We start from the raw sequence: 23,875 nt of genomic DNA on the forward strand, positions 1-23,875 counted from the left end.
AAAAAAGTATATATTTATGTTAATTGGATATAGTGTAATTCGTACACTTAACAGTTTCAGTTTATTATGAATTTATCTAGATATTGAAAGATCTGAGCCTAATTCAATTCCTGGGTATTTTGAAAAAAAAAGTGAGCCCGGGGAGGGCTCACAATTTTTCACTAACTAACTAGGCTTAATCCGTGTCAAAGATTAAATTTTAATATTTTTTATATCCATTAGAGGGAACTAATTGATAATTTCCTTTTTCATTATTCTGTGAAATCACCACATTTAAATTACCATTAGAGATCTGTTCGGTTAAACTCTTTCCAACTTTATTATAACCTAAACTTAAGGAGTATGCGTTTAGACTTAAAGTGAATATTAAACTGAATATGACAATGGTATTAAGGGCGTTTTTCACAATCGTTTAAAATTGATAATACAAATTTACGGACAACACAATCGGTTTGAATTGTCTATTTTGGCAATTTTGTATACTAAATTAACATAAGTTTGGCTATCTATGAGTCATTGGAGATAATATTGAATAGTTTTAGGTTAATTGGTTATATATGGTCTGATATCGATTGCATATCTTTGCATATATTGTTAGAAACCAATGAAGAAGAAACCTACTTTCGAAAAGATTAGCCCTGATTTTGGAAGTTCATTGCTTGTAAAACAACACACCTTACAGGCTCAAAATCAACGGGCCTTTTGGCACTTCCATCCAGAAATAGAATTAGTTTACGTAAATAAAGGTCAGGGTAAAAGGCACATCGGTAACCACCTTTCTTATTTCAATAATAGCATGTTGGTTTTGATAGGATCTAACCTGCCACATAATGGTTTTGCAGATCGACTTACTACTAGTGGTAGTGAGACCATTGTGCAGTTCCTTCCAGATTTTCTTGGTGACAAGTTTATGGATATGCCAGAAATGAAGGAAATAGAAAATTTGTTTCAAAAAGCTAAAAAAGGAATTCTGTATCAGCCTGAAACAAAAAAGATCGTTGGGCCTAAAATTGAAGCTCTTATTGAAATGGAAGGACTTCCGAGAATTTATAGTCTTTTAGAGATTTTGCATATTATGTCTGAGGCGAAAGACTATACTTTATTAAATGTAGATGGCTTTGCATTTGAAACTGCTCCACAGGATAGCAATAAGATTGATAAAGTGTTTAATTACGTAAACAAGAATTTTAAAGAGCCTATTAGTCTAGAGGAAATTTCTGATGTTGTAAGTATGACTGTTCCTGCATTTTGCCGCTATTTTAAAAAGGCTACCGGAAAAACTTTTACTAAGCTGGTAAATGAATATAGAGTGGTACACGCAACCAAGTTACTTTCAGAAAGTAATATGAGCATCACCGATATTTGTTATGAGTGCGGATTTAATAACTTCTCACACTTCAACAATACTTTTAATGAGTTTACAGGTAAAAGTGCTTCAGAATATAGAAACCAAATAAAATTAATCTTACAGCAGTAGGTTAATCCTCTGCATTCCATTCTTTATAAAACTGATTCAGGTAAGTCTCCATAAATTCGTGCCTTTTTTGTGCGATTCGTCTTGCTGTATCGGTATGCATACCATCCTTTAATAGTAACAGCTTTTCATAGAAATGATTAATGGTTGGTGCCTTGGAACTTTTGTAGACTTCTCCCGAAGTATAATCAACGGGTGGAATTTCAGGGTCGTAAAATGGTCGCATCTTATGCCCTCCATAACTAAAAGCACGTGCTATGCCAATAGCACCAATTGCATCAAGTCTGTCCGCATCTTGCACAATATGTAGTTCCTTTGATACAAATGCAGTTTCTCCGTCCAAACTCTTGCGGTAAGAACAGTTTTCTATAATACCTACAACGGTTTCTATTACCGCAGAGTCAACATTCTGTTCAAGTAAAAATTTACTGGCTATTTTTGGACCAATAGATTCGTCCCCATTATGAAATTTGCTGTCTGCTATATCATGTAACAGTGACGCCAATGCCACCACAAATACATTGACATTTTCCTCCTTGGCAATTTCAACCGCATTTTTGTATACCCTCAAGGTATGAAACCAATCATGTCCACCTTCTGCGTCGTTCAATCGCTCTTTAACAAAGGATTTAGTGTTTTCTACAATCTGCGCTTCAGAATTGGTCATATTCATTTATGTTTCTGGTTTGAAAACATCCTTGGTTACAATATTTTCTAATTCTTCAATAAACTTATCATTATCTGGAAAGTCACTATTCTTTAGAGGTTGATGGAATTTAAAAATCAAGTGATTTCCTATTCCCAATGGAAATTTACCATACCTAAACATCTTCCAAGAATTGTTAATGGTTACTGGCAACACCATTGCGGACGGAATTTCGTTTAAAAGAATTAACAAACCTCTTTTTTGAAACGATTTAGGCTGACCAGTTTTGCTACGTGTGCCTTCTGGGAAAATAATAGCGGTGCGCTTCGTGCGTTCTATATATCCTGCGAAATTTTTAATGGCCATTAAAGATTGCTTTGGGTTTTTACGATCGATAAGAACCGATCCACCATGTTTCAAATTATAAGAAACGCTAGGTATGCCTTTCCCTAACTCTTTTTTACTGATAAACTTAGGGTGGTACTTGCGTAATTTCCACATCATTGGAGTAATGTCGTACATACTTTGATGGTTAGCCACTACAATTAAAGGCGTGCTTTTCGGAATATTTGGCAAATTATGAAAGGTGAAGCTTGTTCCAAGAAATTTTAAACAATGGAAGAGGCAAAACTGTAGGGCATCGACACTTTTCTTATGGGCTTGGTAACCGAATAGATTAAAACAAATCCATTGAATTGGATGAAAAACAACTAAAATCAATCCAAAGAAAAGATAATATATAATGGTAAGTGGATAGGCGAAAAATTTCCTCATGACACAATCACAAAACGTGAATCTCTGCTCGTTTTTTAGGTTGAAACAAAAGTAAGGATAAAACAAAAACCACGGAGAACCGTGGTTTTAAAGATTGCCTTAAGAATGCTTATTAACAAAATTCGTTATAAGCGTCCATTAGGTTTTCAGCAATCAATTCTGCTGGTCGCCCTTCAATATGGTGTCTTTCTAGCATGTGTACCAATTCGCCATCCTTAAAAAGTGCTATACTTGGAGAACTTGGTGGAAAGGGAACCATATGAGCCCTTGCGCGGTCGGTAGCCTCACGGTCTACACCTGCAAAAACGGTTACTAAATTGTCCGGACGCTTTGCATTTTGCAAGCTTAAACGGGTACCTGGTCTAGCGTTTGCTGCCGCACAGCCACAAACGGAATTTACCATAACTAAGGTTGTTCCTTCCTTGGCCAAGGCATCTTCCACCTGCTCAACGGTATGTAGTTCGGTAAAGCCTACCCTAGTTAGGTCTTCACGCATTGGTTTAACTAATTCTGCTGGATACATATTTAGATGATTTTTTAATTAAAAAATAGATTGCAAAGATACCAATTGCGTAACAATATCCCGAAGCAATCTACTAACAAATAGTATCTTTGGTCTAATTTGAAATTAAAAACTTACAATGAGTTATTCTAAGTGGATTGGTGCAACACTAGGCTGGTCTTTTGGCGGCCCAATCGGAGCAATTATTGGGCTCGCATTAGGTAGTCTAATTGATGCCGTTGCAGATGGTGGCGGATTTTTATTAGGGGAGGGTGAGCAAAAAAGAAACCAACATCGCACCCATCAACAAACAAGGCAGCAACAAACATATGAACGACCCACTACACATTCTGGAGATTTTGAGGTTAGTTTACTAATACTTGCTTCTTTGGTAATAAAATCAGACGGAGGACAGGATCAGCGCGAATTAGACTTTGTTAGAAATCAGTTCTTAAATCTTTATGGTAAGGAACGTGCTAACCATGCCTTCAAACTGTTTAAGGAAATACGCAAACAAGATATCAATACCCGTCAGGTATGTCTTCAAATTAAGATGATGATGGATCATCCATCGAGATTGCAGTTGCTTCATTTCTTATTCGGAATTGCGAAAGCAGACGATTTTGTTTCAGAAGCTGAGGTAAGGCAAATTCATACAATTGCAGGTTATTTAGGAATTAGTAATCGCGATTTTGAAAGTATAAAAGCCATGTTTTTCAATAGCACAGAAAACGCTTATAAGATTTTAGAAATTGATAAAACTGCCTCAGTTGATGATATTAAGGCCGCTTACCGAAAAATGGTTAAAAAATATCATCCAGATAGGGTTGCCCACTTAGGTAAAGAGCACCAAGATGGCGCCGAAGAAAAATTTAGGCAAGTCCAACAGGCCTATGAACAACTTCAAAAAGAAAGGCGCTTTTAATTGAAATTCACTTATTAATATCCTTTAACGCCCTAAAATACTGAAAGTGTCATTTACCTGACATTTAAATGGCGTGACAAAAACAGTTAGCTTGATTTAGCTTTGTGGTGATGGAAACCTAAATCCAGAACACACAAATGATTGGAATTTTAGTGATAGTAACTCTCTCGTGGATTCTTCTTTATGTTTTTGAAAAACAATCCATTTTTATTCTAGGGTTGCTTCCAAATAAGAAGAGATTTGGGCAATTTATTATAGGATTTTTGGCAACCGCCATGCTTTGTATCGGTGTACAAGTAATGGAGTCCTTCTTAAGCTCATCCCATTGGTTTATTAATGAAAACTTGACTGGGAGTTTAGTTTGGAAAATGTTTTACTGGGATTTAAAGTCTGTCCTTACCGAAGAGCTCGTTTTTCGTGGGGCTATTCTTTTTATTCTGATAAAGAAATTTGGGTCAAGCAGGGCGATAATACTATCTGCCATTGCCTTTGGAATTTACCATTGGTTCACGTTCGGCATATTTGGGGAAATCATTCCTATGGTTTTAGTGTTTATAGGAACAGGACTAATGGGATATGCCTGGGCTTTAGCCTTTGCGAAAACTGAATCTATGGCATTGTCGATTGGATTGCATTTAGGTTGGAATTTCACATTTAACTCGGTCTTTTCAAATGGACCTTTTGGAAATGGAATATTACTATCGAAAGGAGGAGAAATAATTTCTGAATGGTTCACTTTAATCGGTTTCATTCTGGTTCCGATTTTAGTATTGCTGCTCGTAAAACATTGTGTACACAAAAGAAAAAGGAATTTATTACTTAATATAGCATAAATGAAAAATCAAACTATAAGCGATAACCTTGTTTATCAAAGAAAATTAAAAGGCTATTCCCAGGAGGATTTGGCAGAAAAATCTTCTGTCGGGGTCAGAACCATTCAACGTATTGAAAAAGGAGATGTACAACCACACCTACAAACTGTTAAATTGTTGGCGGTGGGTCTAGAGGTAAATGTTGATGATTTGTTGGTTATTGAAAACCCTAAGGAAGAAACCATTCAGCGTAAATGGATGCTATTGCTACACGCATCGCCATTTTTCGGTTTTATAATACCCTTTGCGAATATACTGTTTCCAATTTTTGTTTGGATTCATAAAGCAGAAGACAATAAGATTTATGACCAGCACGGGCGGGCAGTCATTAATTTTCATTCCACTATTTTATTGCTTTTAATACTGTCCTTATTAGCGTTCTTCCCCTTTCCAGGAATGAACTTTTTTGGCACAGCAGCTGTTGTTCTTTATGGAATAATTGTATCTATTTTAAACATTTTTAAAGCACTTGGATCTGGTCAATGTTATTACCCTCTTTCAATTCCATTTTTAAAACCAAAAAGAGATTAAAGTTTAACTCTAGTATTTCGGGTAAGGCTTAACTTAATTCAATAGAATTCCTCGGACACGTTTAGGTAGGTTGTTTTTCAGGTCGATTAAGTTACCATTGACTACAGTGTATTTAATACCCTCATCGGTTATTAATAAAAAAGTTGCAGGGGTGCCTATATGTAAATTAAAGTCAGGAATCTTAGCGGATTCCGAAACAAGGTTAAATGGGACATCAATATCTAAATTAGTTGCTGGCAGTTGCTTTAAACGGACATAGGTATAACCTTGTTTTAGCAATTCCATTAGGTTCAATTTTTTGAGTTCAGCTTGGTTGGCAACGATTTTTGGATAGACTTTTCCGTTAACCATTTTCATGCCTGAAGCATCTAATGTATGATAACCATAGTAAGTAGATAAATCGCCTATCTCCATCACGCGGCCAATAGTGAAATAATTCGTTTTCTCTTTATTGTCAACTTCTAGTTTGTTAATGCCCAGATCTACTATATAGTCATTGCCTAGTAAGTTATAGGTTGCGCCTATTAATTTTAAATCGTAAAGTTTTCTGTCATTTTCAGGGATTTTTATGTAATCATTTACAGAAAGAGATTCATAATTTTTAGTTGCAATACTTTCCAAAGCGCTCAAAATAGCAACATAATTTAGTTTCCGTAGTTCTTTCTTTTCAGGATCGTTGAGGTTACCCCCAGATTCAATCAAAATTGTGCTAGTTCCCCATTTAGTGATATTATCCCCAAAAGCACGTGGCTCAAAATCGTCATTATAGCGACCGACACTGCCAGGTATATAATTTTGAAGCACTTGATTGATATGAACGATTACCTTCATGGCGTTACCTCGCACGGTATTGATATCTTTTTCATAATTATATGCTGGCGCTAAAAATGAAAGACTGGCAGGATTATCAGTTCTAACAGCATTGTAATAAGTGCTTTGGTCGTGCAAATTAAATCCAAATTCTGGGTTTAAGCTATCACGCACCCGTTTTAAGGTTTGCCCTTCAGGTGTTTGTTGTCTAACGGCATCCCTATTGATGTCTATTCCCAATAAATTCTGACGCACAAAATTCTCTGCCCCATCTGGGTTCAGCATTGGAATCATATAAATTGTTAGATTATCTAGAATTGCCTTTTTTTCAGACTCGTGTCCTTGGCTTTGAAAGAAATGTATAATATCAAATAAAGCCCTTGTAGCAGTAGATTCGTCACCATGCATCTGGGACCAAAGGAGCACTTTTGTGTCTCCATTTCCAAATTTTATCAAATTGATTGGTTTGCCACCTATGGATGCCCCAACTTGTTTAACGGTGTAATTTTTGTCATCTTTTAATTCTGAAATATGACCTCTAATATCATCATATTTGATGCGGCGTATGTCTAAACCCTCTACCTTATAGCTATCATAGGAAGTATATAAAGCTTCATCGAAATTCGATTTCTGTGCCATACAAGAGCTGGCACAAAGTATAATCACTAACACATTTGTTAACGGAAATCTTAGGATCATTTGTTTGGGGGATTCGGTTTAAAATTTAAATCTTTTGTTCGTTTTCTTACTGCATTCATAAAGTCTTCACCAGGGTCTACCTTCACGGTCCTATAAGAATCATCTTTTTCTAACCAAAGGGGGTGGCCTACAAAATTGGTGTACTCATAATGACCAATAAGGTATTCAATTGGGTATTTCTTTGCTAAATAGCGAATCAATTCAACATTGGCCTTTAATTGAGACTTGGTAAGTGGCATTTTCTCACTACCAATATTTTCTACCCCAATGGCAGCATGGTTAAGCCCTATAACATGCCTAGCCATTACATCTTCTGGCATCAACCTATAAACGGTACCATCCCTATCTATCATAAATTGGGAGGAAACATTAAGAGCACCTGCACTGCTGATGCCTTCACGACTGTTGGGCAAAGTTGCCCCTTCAAAAGCTTTAAAGGATTGTTCTAGGGTAGGAATGTCCGTCCAATGCAATACAATCATTCTAGGAGTAATCTTGGGAGAGTCTTGCTCCAAGCCATAGCGGTCCGATAAATATTCCAAAGTTAAATCTTGGCGTTGATCATTAAAGTCAATGGGTCGATCAACTATATTAAATCGACTTTTACAAGAAAGCAGTGCAATTAGCAGTGCAGAAAGCAGGATATTTTTCATACTAAATTTGAAGAATTAAAGGTAGCCAATATTTCCAATTGAAGCCTCTTCAAACAATATGAGTTTATTTTTTTAACCTCTAAAAAGAAAGAAATCTTCTTTCATATCCTCGATTTGTGCGTCTTTATTGGTGATGATATAGTCTATAGCCTTTGAAGTAAATGCTTCTCCCTTTTGGGTAAGTGTAACAAGGCCATTTTCGATGGTAATCATATTGTTTTTTAAAGCAAGATCTAAGACAGTTTTTGCCCTTACTTTTTGCCAATTTATATGTTCTTGTAGGTGATTGATATGACGTTCGGCTTGCTCTGTATGGTTTTTTAAATGCAACAAAAAAGTGAGAAGCGAAACTTCTGTTTTTTGTTGCTTTTCACGGTACCATACTGCAATAGCGCCTCTTTTGGGAGCAAATAGATAAACACCCAAAAATATTAGCCCTAAAAAAGTTGTAATTGAACCAGCTATGGATGCATCTAACCAATGAGCTACCCAATAGCCCCCAATTGCTGAAATTACTCCAAACATAGTAGAAAGCCATAGCATGCGTTTAAGGTCATCTGTCAATAAATAGGAGGCGGCCGCGGGAGCTATCATTAATGCAACGACAAGAATAGCACCAACTGCGTCGAAGGCGCCAACCGTCGTTACCGATGAAACTGTCATAAGACCATAATGTATAACAACTGGAGAAAATCCAAGGCTAGCGGCCAATCCTTTATCAAACGTGCTTAGCTTTAGTTCCTTGTAAAAAGAAAGTAATAGGCCTAAAGTTATAATAAAGATGATGGAAATAATCCAAAGAGCCCTAGGTCCTAAATCTGTTCCATCTACCATCCAACGATCGAAGGGTGCAAAAGCCAATTCTCCCAATAAAACAGCATCAACATCGAGGTGAACATCATTAGCATTTTTTGCTATCATCAATACCCCAATACTAAACAAAGCGGGGAATACTAACCCTATGGCGGTGTCCTCTTTAACCAAGCCTGTTTTTTGGATGGTTTCCACCAATATAACTGTGATTATACCAGTAACGGCGGCTAAAACAATTAGTAAGGGTGAATTTAGATTTTCGGTGATAAAAAATCCAACAACGATTCCTGGCAATATAGCATGACTTATTGCATCGCTGATCATTGCCATTTTTCTGAGCACCAAAAATACCCCGGGAATGGCACATGCTACCGCAACCAAACTTGCAATGAGTTGTATTTCTATCTGTGAACTACTCATTTGGTTTTTTTTGTTGGTTGTATAAATTGGCGGCTACGTTAAAACCTTCTTGGGTAAGTCGCCATTCGTTTCCTTCTAGGATAACAAAATCTTTATCCTCCAATTTCTTGAGCGTACCGCGGGTAAACCCCTGAAATTTATTCAAGATCTTTATGGCATGTGGGTGAGAAATATTTTGGTGTGTGGAGGCAATCTGGTACATAAATGCCAAGGTCTTATGCATGTGCAAATCCCTTCTGTTTCTTGCAAAGCGCAATTGTCTGAACAACAATCCGCGATTAGGGGAAAAGATAAAGGAGATTAACACAAAAACTGAGGCGATTATAACAATTACTGGTCCTGTTGAAAGATTGTTTTGGTACGCACTAACGGCAGTACCAACGATGCCGGATAGGGAACCAAAAATAGCAGCAAGTAATACCATTACACCTAAACGATTTGTCCATTGTCTTGCTGCGGCAGCTGGTGCCAATAACATGGCACTCATCAAAACCACTCCTACAGTTTGTAGGCCTAAAACGATGGCTAATACAATAAAAGATGTGATTAAAATATCTATTACCTTAGTGTTGAAGCCTATCGTTTTTGTGAAATCAGGGTCGAATAGCATGATTTTGAATTCTTTCCAAAATAAAATTAGAACCAAAAGGCATAATCCTGCAATTACACTCATTAGCCATACATCGCTTTCTACTAAAGTGGCTGCCTGGCCAAATAAGTACTTGTCTAAACCAGCTTGATTGGCGTTTGGCATTTTTTGGATGAATGTGAGTAGTAACATTCCAAATCCAAAAAATATAGATAAGATGAGCCCAAGAGCTGTGTCCGATTTTAAATGGGTTTTGGAGATGATGCCACGAATCCAAAATGTACCTAAAAGTCCACTAATTAGAGCGCCAATCAATAAAACATGTCCATCTTTTGTTCCCGTCCAAAGAAAGGCTAGTGCAATTCCTGGCAATGCAGCGTGCGAAATTGCATCTCCTAATAAACTTTGCTTCCTCAATACCGCAAAACTACCCAACATACCACATACTGCTCCCAGAACAGCGGTGCCCAAAGTGATGGTCCTTAGGGTGTAGTCGGATATGATAAGATCAAAGTATTCCTTCAAAATAGCTTTGTTTATTCTTGAATGCTTACTTTATAATTGATGCCATAGGTTTTTGTAAGGTTGTCATCATTGAAAATGTCCTTTATAGGCCCGGTGGCAATCTTTTTTACATTTAGAAAGGTTACCCAATCAAAATATTCTGGAACTGTTTGTAAATCGTGGTGCACCACAATCACTGTTTTGTTGGCCTTCCTTAAGGCTTTTAATATGTTTATTATGGCAATTTCAGTAGTAGCATCAACCCCTTGAAATGGTTCGTCCATAAAATAGATTGATGCATCTTGCACTAAAGCCCGAGCAAGAAAAATACGTTGTTGTTGCCCGCCAGATAATTGGCTAATCTGACGATTTTTGAAGGGCAACATCCCAACTTTTTCAAGAGCTTCTAAAGCGGCCTTCTTTTCAGATTGACCAGGTCTTTTAATCCAACCTAATTTGCCATAAGTGCCCATCATCACTACATCTAAAGCAGTAGTAGGGAAATCCCAATCAACACTTCCTTTTTGAGGCACATAGGCCACCAAGGAACGTTGTTTCTCATAAGGTTTTCCATAAATGCTAATGCTACCAGCAATAGGTTTCAAAATACCGAGAATGGCTTTGATTAGGGTTGATTTTCCCGCGCCATTTGGACCGACAATTGCCATAAGAACCCCTTCCGGAATTTCTAAATCGATATCCCACAACACAGGTTTGTAATTATAGGCAACCGTAAGGTCGTCAACTTTAACCGCTAGTTTTTGTTGAGCATCCATAGTGTTATTTTAAGGCATCTACCATGGTGGTGACATTGTGTAAAAACATACCAATGTATTCCCCTTCTTTGGTTCCTGCATCTCCGAGCGCATCTGAATAGAGTGTTCCGCCAATTTCAACTTCATTTCCTTTGGATTTAACCGCAGCTTGCAGTGCTTCAATTGTACGTTTTGGCACTGAACTTTCTACAAAAATTGCCTTTACCTTTTTTTCGATAATGAAGTTTGAAAGGTTTTGAACGTCTTTTACACCAGCTTCCGTAGCTGTTGACAAGCCCTGTAAACCGACTACCTCAAAACCAAAAGCTTTACCGAAATAATTAAATGCATCATGGGCCGTAACCAAAATTCTTTGTGATGGTTCAAGTTCATCTATTTTTTGTTTAAGTTGAGACTTAAGTTCAATCAACTGTTCACGGTATACAGACCAATTTTGTGTGTAGTATCCGGCATGTTTAGGATCAGCTTCTGCTAGGGTTTCCTTGGCATATTCCCCGATAGCTATCCAATTATCTATATCGAACCAAATATGAGGATCGTAATTTCCTTGAAAGGCCTCCGAACCAATGAAGGTAGAAGGATCGAGCGCATCTGACAGGGCAACGGTATGTATGCCATAATCCTCCATTTTTTCAAAAACTTCTACCAATTTTCCCTCAAGGTGCAACCCGTTATAAAAAATGAGATCAGCGTTCCCTAATTTGTTGACATCACCTTCGGAAGCTTTGTATAAATGAGGGTCTACGCCGCTTCCCATTAATCCTTCCAATTCAACCGAATCTTTGGCAATATTGCGGATGAGGTCGGTTATCATGGTGGTGGTAGTGGCTACTTTTAGCTTTCCAGTTTCTTCTTTTTCCGATTTACAGGAAAAGGCTGCTATTGAAATTACTACGAATAATAAATAAAGACTAAACTTTTTCATTTTGGCAATCTAAAGCTGACACCAGCGCTTAATAATAACTTTTGGCCTTCGGTAATTCCGCTGCCAATGGTGGCGTCTAATTGTACATTATTGGATATTAAATAAGTGAGGCCTGCATCCCATAAATGGTTGGCAGATGAATCTTCCGGAAGATCGCCGTAAAGCTCTAAGTAGAATCCAAAAGTGTCAGTTATTGAATAACCATAGGATATGGTATATACGTAATTGGCTTCTGGCGAATCATTTCCCCATTCAACACCTGCATTATAAGATAAGCTTGATTTATCACTAAGGCTATGGGCAAATGCGAATCTAAAATCGACTCCCGTAGTCTCGGGTCTGTAATCTGAGGCAGCTAAAAATGGAAGCTGCAAGTGGCCAATAAGACCAATCTCTGGCCAACCATTTTTTTCTTTTGTAATGCCGATTTTTGTTCCGAATAACAACGGACTGAAACCACTTAGAATATTCTCTAATTTCTGACCTTGGTAGGTGTATTCTTCTTCGGTAAAATCCCAACCCAAGCGCATTTCGAGATTGTCTAATATCCCTATACGAACTAAGGTGGTATTATAGGTGGTAGCATCAATTTCTAGCCCATCCTTTTCAAAATTGGTTAAATATGCTCCAGTTTCAATTTGGATGTAACCTGGTTTTACTGTACTCGCTGATTCTGTGGCATCCGGCCTATCAGTAATCATTGGGTCGAGTTCTTCTTTTTGAGCTTCCATAGATAGAAATGAAATGAACGTAATAAGAAAACTAAGACCTTTTTTCATCTCTCGAAACATATATTAAATTGGTAAAATCGTAATTCAATAAGAGGCTTTTATTCTCAATTTCTATTTCTGTCATTTTGGTGGCTTGTAATTGCTTGGTTACTTTTAGTTTATTTGAAATTTTAAGACCATGATCCTCACAGAACTCAAAAAACTCCTTGTCTTCACTTAAAAGACGTGAAATGTGGTAGCTAAGGCCTTCCTCCGCGTTATTCAAAGGCACAACATTTTCTTTGGAAGCGATTTGCCCATCATTAGAAGGGATTGGATCTCCATGTGGATCGAAATCTGGATTGCCTAAATAGTCACTTAATTTATCTGCTAGAAAATCGGAAGTACCATGCTCTAACAACTCAGCCTCACGGTGTATTTCATGCAAAGACATGTCGAAGGTGTTAAAGAGAAAAGCTTCCCACAGGCGGTGTTTTCTTACCACATTGAGCGCCATTTCGTTGCCTTTGTTGGTTAGCCTAAGAGGTTGATATTTCTCGTAAATCAATAGATTTTTGTTGGCTAACTTTTTAGCCATATCGGTAGCGGCCGCATTAGAAATACCTAATTGCTTGGCAATGTTGCCGGGCTTGGTGTCCCTATGCTCCAACACCTCATTTTTATAAATGGCCTTTATGAAATTCTCTACAGCTACAGACATTTCTATTACACTAAATTAAAATTTAAGCTTACTTAAATATTTTTCAAATATAACTAAAATATTAGAACTTCAAAATTTTTACAATTTTGGTATCTTGCTGCTTCTAAAATTTTAATCAATATGAAATTTCTATCCCTTTTACTTCTATTAGTTGCTCTTCCAATTTCGGCTCAAACCGAAAAAACACCCTTTCAGCCTATGGATGTATTTGAGTTGGAATGGGCCAGTGATCCTCAAATTTCTCCAAATGGGCAACAAGTGGTGTATCGCAGAAGTGGTTACGATGTTATGACGGATGGTACTTCTGGCAGTCTATGGATTTTAAATACGGATGGAAGTCAACACCAAAAACTCACTACGAGAGACGTTAATGAGGGTAGTGCAGTTTGGTCTCCCAAAGGAGACAGAATTGCTTTTGTGAGTAGTTCTGATGAGGGCTCAGAAATTTATGTGTATTGGGTGAATACACGAGTGTTTGCGCGAATAAGCCAGTTAGAACATTCACCCTCTAACCTTATTTGGGCACCAGACGGAAAGTCTCTAACATTTAGCATGTTTGTGCCTAAGGCATCACCTGTGGTCACCAAAATGCCTAAGGCTCCAAAAGGAGCAAAATGGGCAGATGATGCCAGAATCACTGATCGTTTATACCACGAGGCTGATGGAAGAGGATATATTCCACCAGGAAATACCCATCTATTTATGATTCCCGCTGATGGAGGTAGTCCTAGACAGTTAACTTCTGGAGATTTCGACCATAGAAGTTCGCTGTCGTTTTCACCAGATGGTAATTATATTTATTTTTCAAGCAATAGGGTAGAGGATGCTGAATATCGCTTTACAAATAGTGAGGTTTATAAAGTAAATGTCCGCACCAATGAAATAACAGCCTTAACAGACCAAGATGGGCCCGATCATGATGTGCAAGCATCACCAGACGGCAAATGGTTAGCCTATGTGTCTTATCCAGAAAAGGTTCAAACCTATCAGGTACGCCATATCTATGTGATGGATACCAATGGCAATAACAAAAAGATGCTTTCTGGGAATTTAGATCGTTCTGCGTCTTCTCTAGTTTGGTCCAAGGACAGTAAAGGGATTTATTTTAACTATGATGATAAAGGGAACACTAAAGTGGCCCATATCGATTTAACAGGTAGGGTTACCAAATTGGCTGACAATATGGGCGGAACTTCCTTGGGTCGTCCGTATGGATCTGGTTCTTTTTCCATAGCAAACGATGGCAGTTTTGTGTATACAGAATCGACGCCCGAGCATCCAGCAGACTTAGTGGTGGTTTCCAATAAAGGCAAATCCACTATGAAGATTACGGATTTAAATTCAGATTTGCTGGATTATCGCGAACTGGGTAAAGTTGAAGAAGTATGGTACAAATCGAGTGTCGATGGTAGAGATCTCCAAGGTTGGATTGTAAAGCCTCCGAAATATGATGCCTCTAAAAAATATCCATTGTTGGTGGAAAATCACGGCGGACCAATCTCTAACTATGGGGACCGCTTCACCGCCGAAATTCAGTTGTATGCAGCAGATGGCTATTTGGTGTTTTATCCAAATCCGCGCGGAAGCACCAGTTACGGGGAAGAATTCGGTAATTTATTGTACCACAATTATCCTGGTGACGACTACCAAGATGTGATGGACGGGGTGGATTATTTAATTGGAAAAAATCTTATAAATCCAGATAATATGTACGTTACAGGAGGTAGTGCTGGAGGTATTATGACTGCTTGGATAATTGGGAAAAATAATCGTTTTAATGCAGCGGTGGTTCAGAAACCGGTGATGAATTGGATCAGCAAAACTCTTACAGCCGATAATTATTTTGGTTATGCAAACTCCCGTTACCCTGGTCAACCTTGGGAAAATTTTGAAACCTATTGGAAGTTTTCACCAATTTCTCTAGTTGGAAATATTGAAACACCTACTATGGTAATGGTAGGAATGAACGATTTACGTACACCACCATCGGAAGCCAAACAGTTATATCATGCCCTTAAGCTGCGAAAGATTGAAACACTTTTAGTAGAAATTCCATCTGCCTCACACGGCATCGCCAATAGGCCTAGTAACCTTATCAAAAAAGTGTTACATACCTTGGCTTGGTTTAACAAGTATAATCCTGAGAAAAAAGAAACGAAATAAAAGATTTTATCCGCAACCGCAGTTGTCGTTACCACAGTTTTTATTGGAGGGGCTCTTTTTCAAAACAAACTTTTTAAGTAGGTAACCCACAGCCAATATAAGGCAAACAATTACTAATATGGTTTGGATAACTGGTGTCATTGTTTATTTTAAAAATTGATAGGCCATTAAGGCAACTATATATGCAAAGGTACTCATTGTAGTTAATTGAAGCATAGGCCATTTCCAGGAATTTGTTTCCCGCTTTACGATTGCGAGGGTACTCATACATTGCATAGCAAAGGCGTAGAAAAGCATTAGGGAAATACCCGAAGCAAAATTAAATAGAGGCGTGCCTAAAATAGGGTTTACTTCCCCTGCCATTCTGTTTTTAATGGTTTCCTCCTCGTCACTTCCAACAGAATAAATGGTTGCTAAGGTTCCCACAAAAACCTCACGCGCAGCAAAGGAACTAATGATGGCAATACCTATTTTCCAGTCGTAACCTAATGGTCGAATTGCGGGCTCTATCGCTCTTCCGGCAAGACCAATAAATGAATGCTCTAGCTTATAGGAGGCTATGTGTTGATTGATTTCTTCCGCACTTAAATTTTGATCTGCATACTGCTCTGCAACAATGCGGTCAGCCTCATTAAAATTTTCACCAGGACCATAAGAGGCTAAAAACCATAAAATAATAGAGATTGCTAAGATGATTTTTCCAGCCCCAAACACAAAGGATTTGGTTTTCTCCAAAACGGTAAGCGCCACGTTTTTAAAGAGTGGTAGTTTGTAATTTGGCATCTCTACAACAAAGAAACTACGGCTTCTGATTTTTAGGGTTTTGCTAAGTATAAAGGCAGAAACTATAGCTGCACCAAAGCCAATTAGGTATAACAACATTAGCGTTAAAGCTTGGTAACTAAGTCCAATAAATCGGCCTTGGGGAATAACTAAGGCGATTATGATGAGATATACAGGTAAACGGGCTGAACAGGTTGTAAAAGGCGTCACCAAAATGGTGATTAAACGTTCCTTCCAACTTTCAATATTTCTAGTGGCCATAATTGCAGGAATGGCACAGGCGGTTCCCGAAATTAAAGGCACCACGCTTTTTCCACTTAAACCAAAACGCCGCATAATGCGATCCATTAGAAAGACCACACGACTCATATAACCACTTTCTTCCAAAATGGAAATAAAGAGGAACAGAAATGCAATCTGTGGAATGAATATGACAATACCTCCCAAACCGGGGATGATTCCGTCCGCCAACAAATCGGTAAATACACCAGCTGGCATAACATTTTTAACCCATTCACTTAAAGACACAAAGGCACTGTCAATAAGGTCCATAGGCACGCTGCTCCAATCGTAGATTGCCTGGAAAATGGATAACAAAATCACAAAAAAGATGGCATAACCCCACACCTTATGCGTAAGAATGCGGTCTAATTTGGTGCGTAAATCCTTGGCCGTTGCCAAATCTATTGTTTGCCCTTTTTTAAGGGCTTCATTTATAAATTGGTAGCGTTTTATGGTTTCTTTTTGCTGTAATCGTTTAAGATCTGATTTAGATTTAGTCTTGAAATTAGACATTGGGTCTATCTCATTACGCTCCGTTTTACCAAAGTTGACATCCTGTGTAATTACGAGCCATAACTTGTATAACAGCTGATTAGGGAAAGCCTTTCTAAGGTTGTCGAAATACTCCTGTTCAAACGTAAAGGCATTTAAACATGGCTTAATGGAGAGATCCTTATAATTTGCTATCAACTCCTTCAAAATAGGAATACCTGTATTTTTGCGGGTACTCACCAAAGCTATTTTCGTGTGAAGGGTCTTTTCGAGATATGAAATATCTAAACTTATCCCTTTATAATCCATACGATCTGCCATGTTTATCACCAAAATGGTTGGGATTTCTAGATCCTTTATTTGGGTAAACAATAACAGGTTTCGCTTTAGATTTTCAACATCACTGATAACAACCGCAACATCTGGATAATCCTTGTCATTTTTGTTCATTAACAACTCGATGACCACATTCTCATCTAAAGAAGAGGCGTTAAGACTATAAGTGCCAGGTAGGTCGAGTATATGGGCCTTTACCCCTCTAGGAAGTTTACAGATACCCTCCTTTTTTTCAACCGTTATTCCTGGATAATTACCCACTTTTTGATTGAGTCCAGTAAGGGCATTAAACACGGAGGTTTTACCGGTATTGGGGTTTCCGATGAGAGCTACATTAATCTGTTTACTCATCGACGATATCTATTAAAATATGGATTGCAGTCTCTTTCCTGATGGCTAAATGGGTGCCATTTACGTTGAGATATAGGGGGTCTGAAAAAGGGGCTACCTGCACCAAACGCACTTCATTGCCGGGCAAACAACCCATTTCTAACAATTTTAAGGGAATATGTATGGAAGACACATCCATGATGATGCCCTTTTGTCCGCGTTTAAGATGTGCCAGTGTCGATTGCACCTTATTTAGATTGATTTTAAAGAAGCAAAAGTACAGTAAATTTGGGATTGCGAAAAATAGTTGGCGAAAATCCTTTATTCTTTCTCTAGGATTTTGATGTCCTTAAGAAGTTTTTCTATATCCTCTTTATTGGTACCATCATAAAATCCACGTATTTGCCCCTTGGCATCCACCAACACAAAATTTTCTGTATGTATCATACCATAAGGATCGCCAAAGGGTTCGTCCTTAACAGCAAGATAGCTTTTTCGGGCTAAATCATATATCTGTTTGCGGTCGCCCGTTACCAAATTCCATTTACCATCATCCACCCCTTTTTCTTCTGCATATTTTTTCAATTGGGGTACCGAATCTATTTCTGGTGTTACAGAATGTGAAAGCAGCAAGACATTAGAATCATTTTTTAATTCCTCCTGCAGGGTCACCATATTGTCGGTCATAATGGGGCAAATGGTTTGGCAGGTGGTAAAAAAGAAATCGGCCACATAGATTTTATCTTTATAATCGTTTTGGGTAATGGTATCCCCATTCTGGTTAATTAATGCAAAATCTGCTATACTGTGATATTTCCTTTGGTACTGCACATTTTCGTCCACCATCTCCTCGTTTACCATATTGGGTTGGTAAATTGGCAACACCTCGGCGGGTTTCAAGATGGTATAAAAAATAGTGATGATAATAAGAGAGAGGATTGCTAATCCGATAAAGAATTTTTTATACGCCCTAAAGAAATTCCACATAGCTCAACAAAGCATCGATTAAAACAGGCACAAAAATACTACTACATTCAAGTTTAACTAAGGCTTTTAACACTTAAAGACTATCTTTATGCGCATATGAAAAGGAAACCCCAACTATGAGAACTTTTTTCTCACTAATGTTTGTATGGTTCTGCGCCACAGTTTACGGTCAGACCGAAGAGGTTTGGGTGCAGCAATTAATGGAGGCTGAAACCAAATCGGCCTTGCGTATACAACAGCTGCAAACCAATGCCAACACTGCTAATTACGATTTAAAATACCATCGGTTAGAATTTAATGTGGATCCTGCGGTCGCATCCATTTCTGGTACTGTTACAAGTTATTTTGTGGCTAAGGAGAATTTGAATTCGGTGGTGTTTGAGTTGACTCAAAATATGACCGTTACAGACGTGATTCAAAGGGAAACCAACTTATCCTTTACTCAAAATTCTGATGATGAGGTGGTCATAACCTTGACAGCCACGCAAGCAATTGGGGTTTTAGATTCCCTGAGCATTACTTATACGGGCACACCCCAAAGTTCAGGGTTCGATTCATTTGAAGCCTCTACCCATAATGGTGATCCTGTCTTATGGACCCTTTCTGAACCCTATGGCGCTAAAGACTGGTGGCCCTGCAAGCAAGATTTGAATGATAAAATAGATTCCATAGATGTTTACCTCACCATACCTAAATTCAATAGTGATAATGAAGAAAACAAGGCCGTTTCTAATGGCTTAAAGCTAAGCGAAGTTACCACTGGTGACTTTAAGACCACTCGATTTAAACATAAATACCCTATACCGGCCTATTTAATCGCCATAGCCGTTACCAATTATAGCGAGTATTCTGAGACCATTGATAACAATGGCAATCCGTTTGAGTTCGTCAATTATGCCTATCCAGAATATTTAAATTATTGGCAAACAAATTCGCCAGTAACTGTGGATATCATGAATTTCTTTTCGGAAACTTTTGGGGAATATCCCTTTGCTTCCGAAAAATATGGTCATGCCCAATTTGGCTGGGGAGGCGGTATGGAACATACCACAATTTCCTTTATGGGCAGCATGCAACGGGGTCTGGTAGCCCATGAATTGGCCCATCAATGGTTTGGGAATAAGGTTACCTGTGGCAGTTGGCAGGATATCTGGATTAATGAAGGATTTGCAACCTACTTGTCTGGTTTGGTAGTGGAAGAATTAGATGGAAATAATTCCTTTAGAAGTTGGAAACAATCCCTAGTGCAAAACATTACATCCCAAAATGGTGGTTCAGTGTATTTGCAGCCCCAGGACACCCTAAATGTTGGACGGATTTTTAATGGACGACTGAGTTATTACAAAGGAGCAATGGTGTTGCACATGCTTCGGAAAAAACTCGGCGACCCTACTTTCTATCAAGGGTTGAATGACTTTTTAAACCATCCCGACTATGCCTTTGACTATGCAAAAACAGCTGATTTAAAAGCGGTTTTGGAAAGCGCTTCAAATGAAGATCTTACAGAGTTTTTTGATGATTGGGTGTATAACCAAGGCCATCCTACCTATGAGGTTCTTTGGAAACAACCCAACGCCAACACGGTAGAAATAACACTGAACCAAACCCAAAGCCATGTATCGGTTTCGTTTTTTGAAGCTCCTGTACCAATCCGTTTGGTTGGCAGTGGAGGGGAGGTGATGGATGTGGTATTGGATCATACTTCCAATGGACAGATTTTTAATGAGACGGTTAATTTTGATGTGAGTTCCGTACTATTCGACCCAGAATTCGATTTAATTTCCCGTAACAATAGTGTTACTTTAGGTATGGAGGACCATATTACGGAACAGCTTTCTATCAGTATATATCCCAACCCAACGACGGGCAAGTTTCATATTTCAAAACCCGACCAATTTATTATCGATGAAATTAGGTTGCTATCACCTTTGGGGCAAGAAGTTCTAAAAATGCCTTATGCTAAAGAGATAGACGTTTCCCATCTTGCTGATGGACTGTTCTTTATAGAGCTGAAATCGGAACGGGCTACAATTACTAAAAGCCTGTTAAAAAACTAAATGCATATTCAACATAAGTTTTCATAATTGGGTTAAAAGATTACTTTTGTGCCGCTAGACGTATTATATAAATGATCGATGGAGTTTGTAATTAAAATTTCCCAATTTCTACTTAGTTTATCCTTACTCATTATACTGCATGAACTAGGACATTTTTTGCCCGCAAAATGGTTTAAAACCAGGGTGGAAAAATTCTACCTGTTTTTCGATGTCAAATATTCCCTATTTAAGAAAAAGATTGGCGAAACCGTTTATGGTATTGGTTGGTTGCCCTTAGGAGGTTATGTAAAGATCTCCGGGATGATAGACGAAAGTATGGACAAGGAACAAATGGCACAGCCACCACAGCCTTGGGAATTTCGTTCTAAGCCAGCTTGGCAGCGTTTGATTATAATGTTAGGTGGGGTAACCGTCAACTTTATCTTGGCTATTGTTATCTATATCGGGATGAGCTATTACTACGGTGACCTTATGTTGCCAATCGATAACATCCAAGATGGGATACTTATCGAAAACAATGTCGCCAAGGAAGCCGGTCTTGAAACAGGGGATAAGATTGTGGCCGTGGATGGTAAAAAGATTGAATACTTTTCGCAACTACCAGAAAATGTGTTGTTCGGTAACACCATTACGGTAGAACGTGACGGTCAAACCAAAGACGTACATCTACCTGAAGACTTTTTGGCACAGATGATCGACTCTAAAGAACCTTTCTTTATCGATTTGCGTATGCCATTTATCGTGGCTCAAATACCGGATTCGTCCCATAACAAACAAAGTGGTTTAAAAGAAGGGGATGTCATTGTCGCATTAAATGACACTCCAACCAAATATACAGATCAGGTGGTGCCTGCGCTTGAAAAATATAAGGGTCAAGAAGTAGATGCAACTGTATTAAGGGATAAGCAAAATATCACCATTCCTTTAGAGGTAAATTCTGACGCCAAATTAGGGTTGGCCTATGCTACTGGGGCAACGCCGAAAACCTTGGAAGAATTGGGTTATTATACTTATGTAACCAAAAAGTATAATCTGTTTGAATCAATCCCTGTTGGCTTAACCAAGGCAAAGGACAAGCTACTGTCTTATTTTAAGCAGGTAAAAGCAATTTTTACACCTAGTACAGGGGCCTATAAGGGTGTAGGTGGTTTTAAGGCGATTTATGATATTTTTCCTGCCTTTTGGAGTTGGGAAGTTTTCTGGAGTATCACAGCCTTTTTATCCATTATGTTAGGGGTATTAAACCTGTTGCCGATACCGGCATTAGATGGTGGACATGTGATGTTTTTACTATATGAAATGGTCTCTGGGCAGAAGCCTAGCGAAAAGTTTTTGGAAAAGGCACAGATAGTAGGATTCATTATTTTAATCGCTTTGGTGCTGTTTGCCAATGGCAATGATATTTTTAGGGCCTTTTCAGACTAAATTTTTTGAATGTTTTATATTTGTATAAAATAAAATTTACCCTATATTTGCGCTCGCAAAAGCGAAAACACTCCTCCTTAGCTCAGTTGGTTAGAGCATTTGACTGTTAATCAAAGGGTCGCTGGTTCGAGCCCAGCAGGGGGAGCAAGGCCGGAAGCCGCACCACAAAAGGCTTCCGGCTATTTTTAAAAACCCTTCTCACCCTGTCATTTTATCAAACGTTAATAAAATCGTTAATAAAATGGCCAAGCGAATAACCTTGCCGAACGGCTGCTCAATGAGCACTCCCTCAGTCAACCCGGGGGACTGGAAATCAGGTGGTATATCACTATTAGACACTTACTGGAGGATCCAATACTACTTCTATGATCCATCACATCCAAGGAAAAGAAAACTTGTTGTAGTCAAGGGAATGAATGAGTTCCATACACTCAATGAAAGGCGTATGGTGACCAAATCACTGATCGAGGACGAGATCAACAATAACCATAATGGCTTCAACCCATTGCTAGGAAAGTTTGTTGAAGTCATTATCAGAGAAGACAAGGATCTGCATCCAGATCTCAAATTCCTCAAAGCTTTTAGGTTGGCAACCGAACGGATCAGCTGTACCGATGAGCATCGTAAACAGATTGAATGGTGCCTTGACCGGTTGGAAAAATCCATCGATAAGATGAAAATTGGATTCGTTACCATATCCAATCTGAAGCGAAGCGAACTTAAAAGGATCTTTGACCACGCTGAATTATCCCCAAGCATCCACAATAAGTATCTAGCCTATATCTCCAGCCTTTTTAAAATTTTGATTGAATACGAATGCTGTGAGATCAATCTGGCCAGGGATATCTCCAGAAAGAAAGTTACCGTGAAGGAACGGGAAGTTATGAGTCCGGAGCAACATAGAACCGTTGTGAAGTATTTAAAAAACAATTATGAGTCTTTCTATCGTTATGCCGTGATCTTCTTCCATTCGGCAGCCAGATCAGCGGAGCTGATGCGTCTCCAAGCCAAGGATGTAGATATCAAGAACCAGGAATATAAAGTTTTGGTGAAAAAAGGGAAATACTATCGTGAAGTGACAAAGGTGATTCTGAAAGCTGCTCTCCCATTCTGGAAGGAAGCATTGAAAGGAGCCAAGCCAGATGATTATATTTTTTCCAAAGGATTGTCACCAGGCCTCAATCCTATCAAATCCAACCAGATCACCAAGCGCTGGTACCGACTCGTCAAACAATCCGATAAAATCAAAGATGATAATGACAAAGTGATTAAGGTGACAGCTGACTTCTATTCTATGAAACACTCATTCCTTGACAGCATCTCTGAAGAGGACGCCCAAAAAATGGCAGATCACACAACCTCCAAAACCACCGCAATTTATAGAACAAACCAGAAAAGACGTGATCGTGAAGTATTGAAAAATATGGAAGTTAAATTGAAGGTGGTTTAGATACTATTATGCTTGGCAATAGGCTACGGCCCCAAGTTTTATTTTTGAAATATGAATCCAATGGAAAATTTGCCTAGGAAGTTTGGCCGCTATATGATCACTATTAAACGTTCACATGGTGGCAAAGAGGAACACATTGCAAATTTTAACCAGCATGGATTTACACCAGTCTATACTAATTTAAGGGCAGATGACAGGATTATTGGGTGGGAATATTATATTTGAT

General features: G+C 38.4%; 24 protein-coding genes and 1 tRNA gene. 10 read left to right on the plus strand and 15 right to left on the minus strand.

Going from position 1 to position 23,875, the window contains the following annotated elements; all coding sequences use genetic code 11:
* Nucleotides 1–199 precede the first annotated feature (199 nt).
* On the minus strand, nt 200–406 hold the full coding sequence (locus ISU00_RS06345) for a hypothetical protein (RefSeq protein ID WP_228853210.1): 207 nt from the start codon (nt 404–406) through the stop codon (nt 200–202).
* 198 nt (nt 407–604) lie between these two features.
* Here ISU00_RS06345 and ISU00_RS06350 point away from each other — a divergent pair, with 198 nt between their 5' ends.
* Nucleotides 605–1,477, plus strand: a complete 873-nt coding sequence (locus ISU00_RS06350; protein ID WP_228853211.1) for an AraC family transcriptional regulator — start codon at nt 605–607, stop codon at nt 1,475–1,477.
* Between the two features lies 1 nt (nt 1,478).
* Here the strand turns inward: ISU00_RS06350 and ISU00_RS06355 are convergent, their stop codons facing one another.
* From ISU00_RS06355 to ISU00_RS06365, 3 genes are all read right to left on the minus strand, one after another.
* The gene (locus ISU00_RS06355; RefSeq protein ID WP_394368536.1) at nt 1,479–2,141 is read right to left on the minus strand and encodes an HD domain-containing protein; all 663 of its coding nucleotides are present in this window, start codon (nt 2,139–2,141) and stop codon (nt 1,479–1,481) included.
* Between the two features lie 6 nt (nt 2,142–2,147).
* On the minus strand, nt 2,148–2,894 hold the full coding sequence (locus ISU00_RS06360; protein WP_228853213.1) for a lysophospholipid acyltransferase family protein: 747 nt from the start codon (nt 2,892–2,894) through the stop codon (nt 2,148–2,150).
* A 112-nt stretch (nt 2,895–3,006) separates the two neighbouring features.
* Entirely contained in the window at nt 3,007–3,417 is a 411-nt protein-coding gene (locus tag ISU00_RS06365) for a BrxA/BrxB family bacilliredoxin (protein ID WP_228853214.1), read from the minus strand.
* Nucleotides 3,418–3,535: 118 nt separating this feature from the next.
* Here ISU00_RS06365 and ISU00_RS06370 point away from each other — a divergent pair, with 118 nt between their 5' ends.
* The 3 genes from ISU00_RS06370 (at nt 3,536) to ISU00_RS06380 (ending at nt 5,724) form a co-directional block, all read left to right on the plus strand.
* Nucleotides 3,536–4,321: a TerB family tellurite resistance protein gene (locus ISU00_RS06370; protein ID WP_228853215.1), complete on the plus strand. Its 786-nt coding sequence runs from the start codon at nt 3,536–3,538 to the stop codon at nt 4,319–4,321.
* A gap of 137 nt (nt 4,322–4,458) precedes the next feature.
* The gene (locus tag ISU00_RS06375) at nt 4,459–5,154 is read left to right on the plus strand and encodes a CPBP family intramembrane glutamic endopeptidase (protein ID WP_228853216.1); all 696 of its coding nucleotides are present in this window, start codon (nt 4,459–4,461) and stop codon (nt 5,152–5,154) included.
* A complete protein-coding gene (locus ISU00_RS06380) occupies nt 5,155–5,724 on the plus strand; it encodes a helix-turn-helix domain-containing protein (protein WP_228853217.1) in 570 nt (189 codons plus the stop codon).
* Between the two features lie 33 nt (nt 5,725–5,757).
* On the opposite strand, the gene ISU00_RS06385 is transcribed toward ISU00_RS06380, so the two are convergent.
* The 8 genes from ISU00_RS06385 to ISU00_RS06420 form a co-directional block, all read right to left on the minus strand.
* Nucleotides 5,758–7,200: a M14 family metallopeptidase gene (locus ISU00_RS06385; RefSeq protein WP_228853218.1), complete on the minus strand. Its 1,443-nt coding sequence runs from the start codon at nt 7,198–7,200 to the stop codon at nt 5,758–5,760.
* Between the two features lie 29 nt (nt 7,201–7,229).
* Entirely contained in the window at nt 7,230–7,886 is a 657-nt protein-coding gene (locus ISU00_RS06390; protein WP_228853219.1) for a peptidoglycan recognition protein family protein, read from the minus strand.
* Between the two features lie 72 nt (nt 7,887–7,958).
* A complete protein-coding gene (locus ISU00_RS06395; protein ID WP_228853220.1) occupies nt 7,959–9,119 on the minus strand; it encodes a metal ABC transporter permease in 1,161 nt (386 codons plus the stop codon).
* Entirely contained in the window at nt 9,112–10,233 is a 1,122-nt protein-coding gene (locus tag ISU00_RS06400) for a metal ABC transporter permease (protein WP_228853221.1), read from the minus strand. Before ISU00_RS06400 ends, ISU00_RS06395 begins: the two co-directional genes overlap by 8 nt.
* 11 nt (nt 10,234–10,244) lie before the next feature.
* On the minus strand, nt 10,245–10,988 hold the full coding sequence (locus ISU00_RS06405; protein WP_228853222.1) for a metal ABC transporter ATP-binding protein: 744 nt from the start codon (nt 10,986–10,988) through the stop codon (nt 10,245–10,247).
* A gap of 4 nt (nt 10,989–10,992) precedes the next feature.
* The gene (locus tag ISU00_RS06410) at nt 10,993–11,913 is read right to left on the minus strand and encodes a metal ABC transporter solute-binding protein, Zn/Mn family (RefSeq protein ID WP_228853223.1); all 921 of its coding nucleotides are present in this window, start codon (nt 11,911–11,913) and stop codon (nt 10,993–10,995) included.
* Nucleotides 11,910–12,692: a transporter gene (locus tag ISU00_RS06415; RefSeq protein WP_228853224.1), complete on the minus strand. Its 783-nt coding sequence runs from the start codon at nt 12,690–12,692 to the stop codon at nt 11,910–11,912. Before ISU00_RS06415 ends, ISU00_RS06410 begins: the two co-directional genes overlap by 4 nt.
* The gene (locus ISU00_RS06420; protein ID WP_228853225.1) at nt 12,676–13,344 is read right to left on the minus strand and encodes a metal-dependent transcriptional regulator; all 669 of its coding nucleotides are present in this window, start codon (nt 13,342–13,344) and stop codon (nt 12,676–12,678) included. The genes ISU00_RS06415 and ISU00_RS06420 overlap by 17 nt, the downstream gene beginning before the upstream one ends.
* A 120-nt stretch (nt 13,345–13,464) precedes the next feature.
* Here ISU00_RS06420 and ISU00_RS06425 point away from each other — a divergent pair, with 120 nt between their 5' ends.
* Entirely contained in the window at nt 13,465–15,507 is a 2,043-nt protein-coding gene (locus ISU00_RS06425) for a S9 family peptidase (protein WP_228853226.1), read from the plus strand.
* Nucleotides 15,508–15,651: 144 nt separating this feature from the next.
* On the opposite strand, the gene feoB is transcribed toward ISU00_RS06425, so the two are convergent.
* The 3 genes from feoB to ISU00_RS06445 all read right to left on the minus strand — a co-directional run bounded on the left by feoB (nt 15,652) and on the right by ISU00_RS06445 (nt 18,717).
* Nucleotides 15,652–17,751, minus strand: a complete 2,100-nt coding sequence (gene feoB, locus ISU00_RS06435) for a ferrous iron transport protein B (RefSeq protein ID WP_228853228.1) — start codon at nt 17,749–17,751, stop codon at nt 15,652–15,654.
* Nucleotides 17,744–17,977 (minus strand): FeoA family protein, encoded by a 234-nt coding sequence (locus tag ISU00_RS06440; RefSeq protein WP_228853229.1) that lies wholly within the window; start codon nt 17,975–17,977, stop codon nt 17,744–17,746. Before ISU00_RS06440 ends, feoB begins: the two co-directional genes overlap by 8 nt.
* Nucleotides 17,978–18,051: 74 nt before the next feature.
* On the minus strand, nt 18,052–18,717 hold the full coding sequence (locus ISU00_RS06445) for an SCO family protein (RefSeq protein WP_228853230.1): 666 nt from the start codon (nt 18,715–18,717) through the stop codon (nt 18,052–18,054).
* A 116-nt stretch (nt 18,718–18,833) separates the two neighbouring features.
* Between ISU00_RS06445 and ISU00_RS06450 the strand changes: the two genes are divergently transcribed.
* The 5 genes from ISU00_RS06450 (at nt 18,834) to ISU00_RS06470 (ending at nt 23,874) form a co-directional block, all read left to right on the plus strand.
* Nucleotides 18,834–20,774 carry a M1 family aminopeptidase gene (locus ISU00_RS06450; protein WP_228853231.1) on the plus strand — a complete coding sequence of 647 codons (1,941 nt, stop codon included), beginning with the start codon at nt 18,834–18,836 and terminating at the stop codon, nt 20,772–20,774.
* Nucleotides 20,775–20,852: 78 nt separating this feature from the next.
* Nucleotides 20,853–22,199 carry an RIP metalloprotease RseP gene (rseP, locus tag ISU00_RS06455; protein ID WP_228853232.1) on the plus strand — a complete coding sequence of 449 codons (1,347 nt, stop codon included), beginning with the start codon at nt 20,853–20,855 and terminating at the stop codon, nt 22,197–22,199.
* Nucleotides 22,200–22,270: 71 nt separating this feature from the next.
* Nucleotides 22,271–22,344, plus strand: a tRNA-Asn gene (locus ISU00_RS06460).
* A 96-nt stretch (nt 22,345–22,440) separates the two neighbouring features.
* Nucleotides 22,441–23,649, plus strand: coding sequence for a tyrosine-type recombinase/integrase (locus tag ISU00_RS06465; RefSeq protein WP_228853233.1), 1,209 nt, complete (start codon nt 22,441–22,443; stop codon nt 23,647–23,649).
* Between the two features lie 60 nt (nt 23,650–23,709).
* Complete coding sequence (locus ISU00_RS06470; protein WP_228853234.1) at nt 23,710–23,874, plus strand: hypothetical protein; 165 nt, start codon at nt 23,710–23,712, stop codon at nt 23,872–23,874.
* The last annotated feature ends 1 nt before the right edge of the window (nt 23,875 follow it).

Source organism: Aegicerativicinus sediminis (assembly GCF_015476115.1).
Classification (GTDB): domain Bacteria; phylum Bacteroidota; class Bacteroidia; order Flavobacteriales; family Flavobacteriaceae; genus Aegicerativicinus; species Aegicerativicinus sediminis.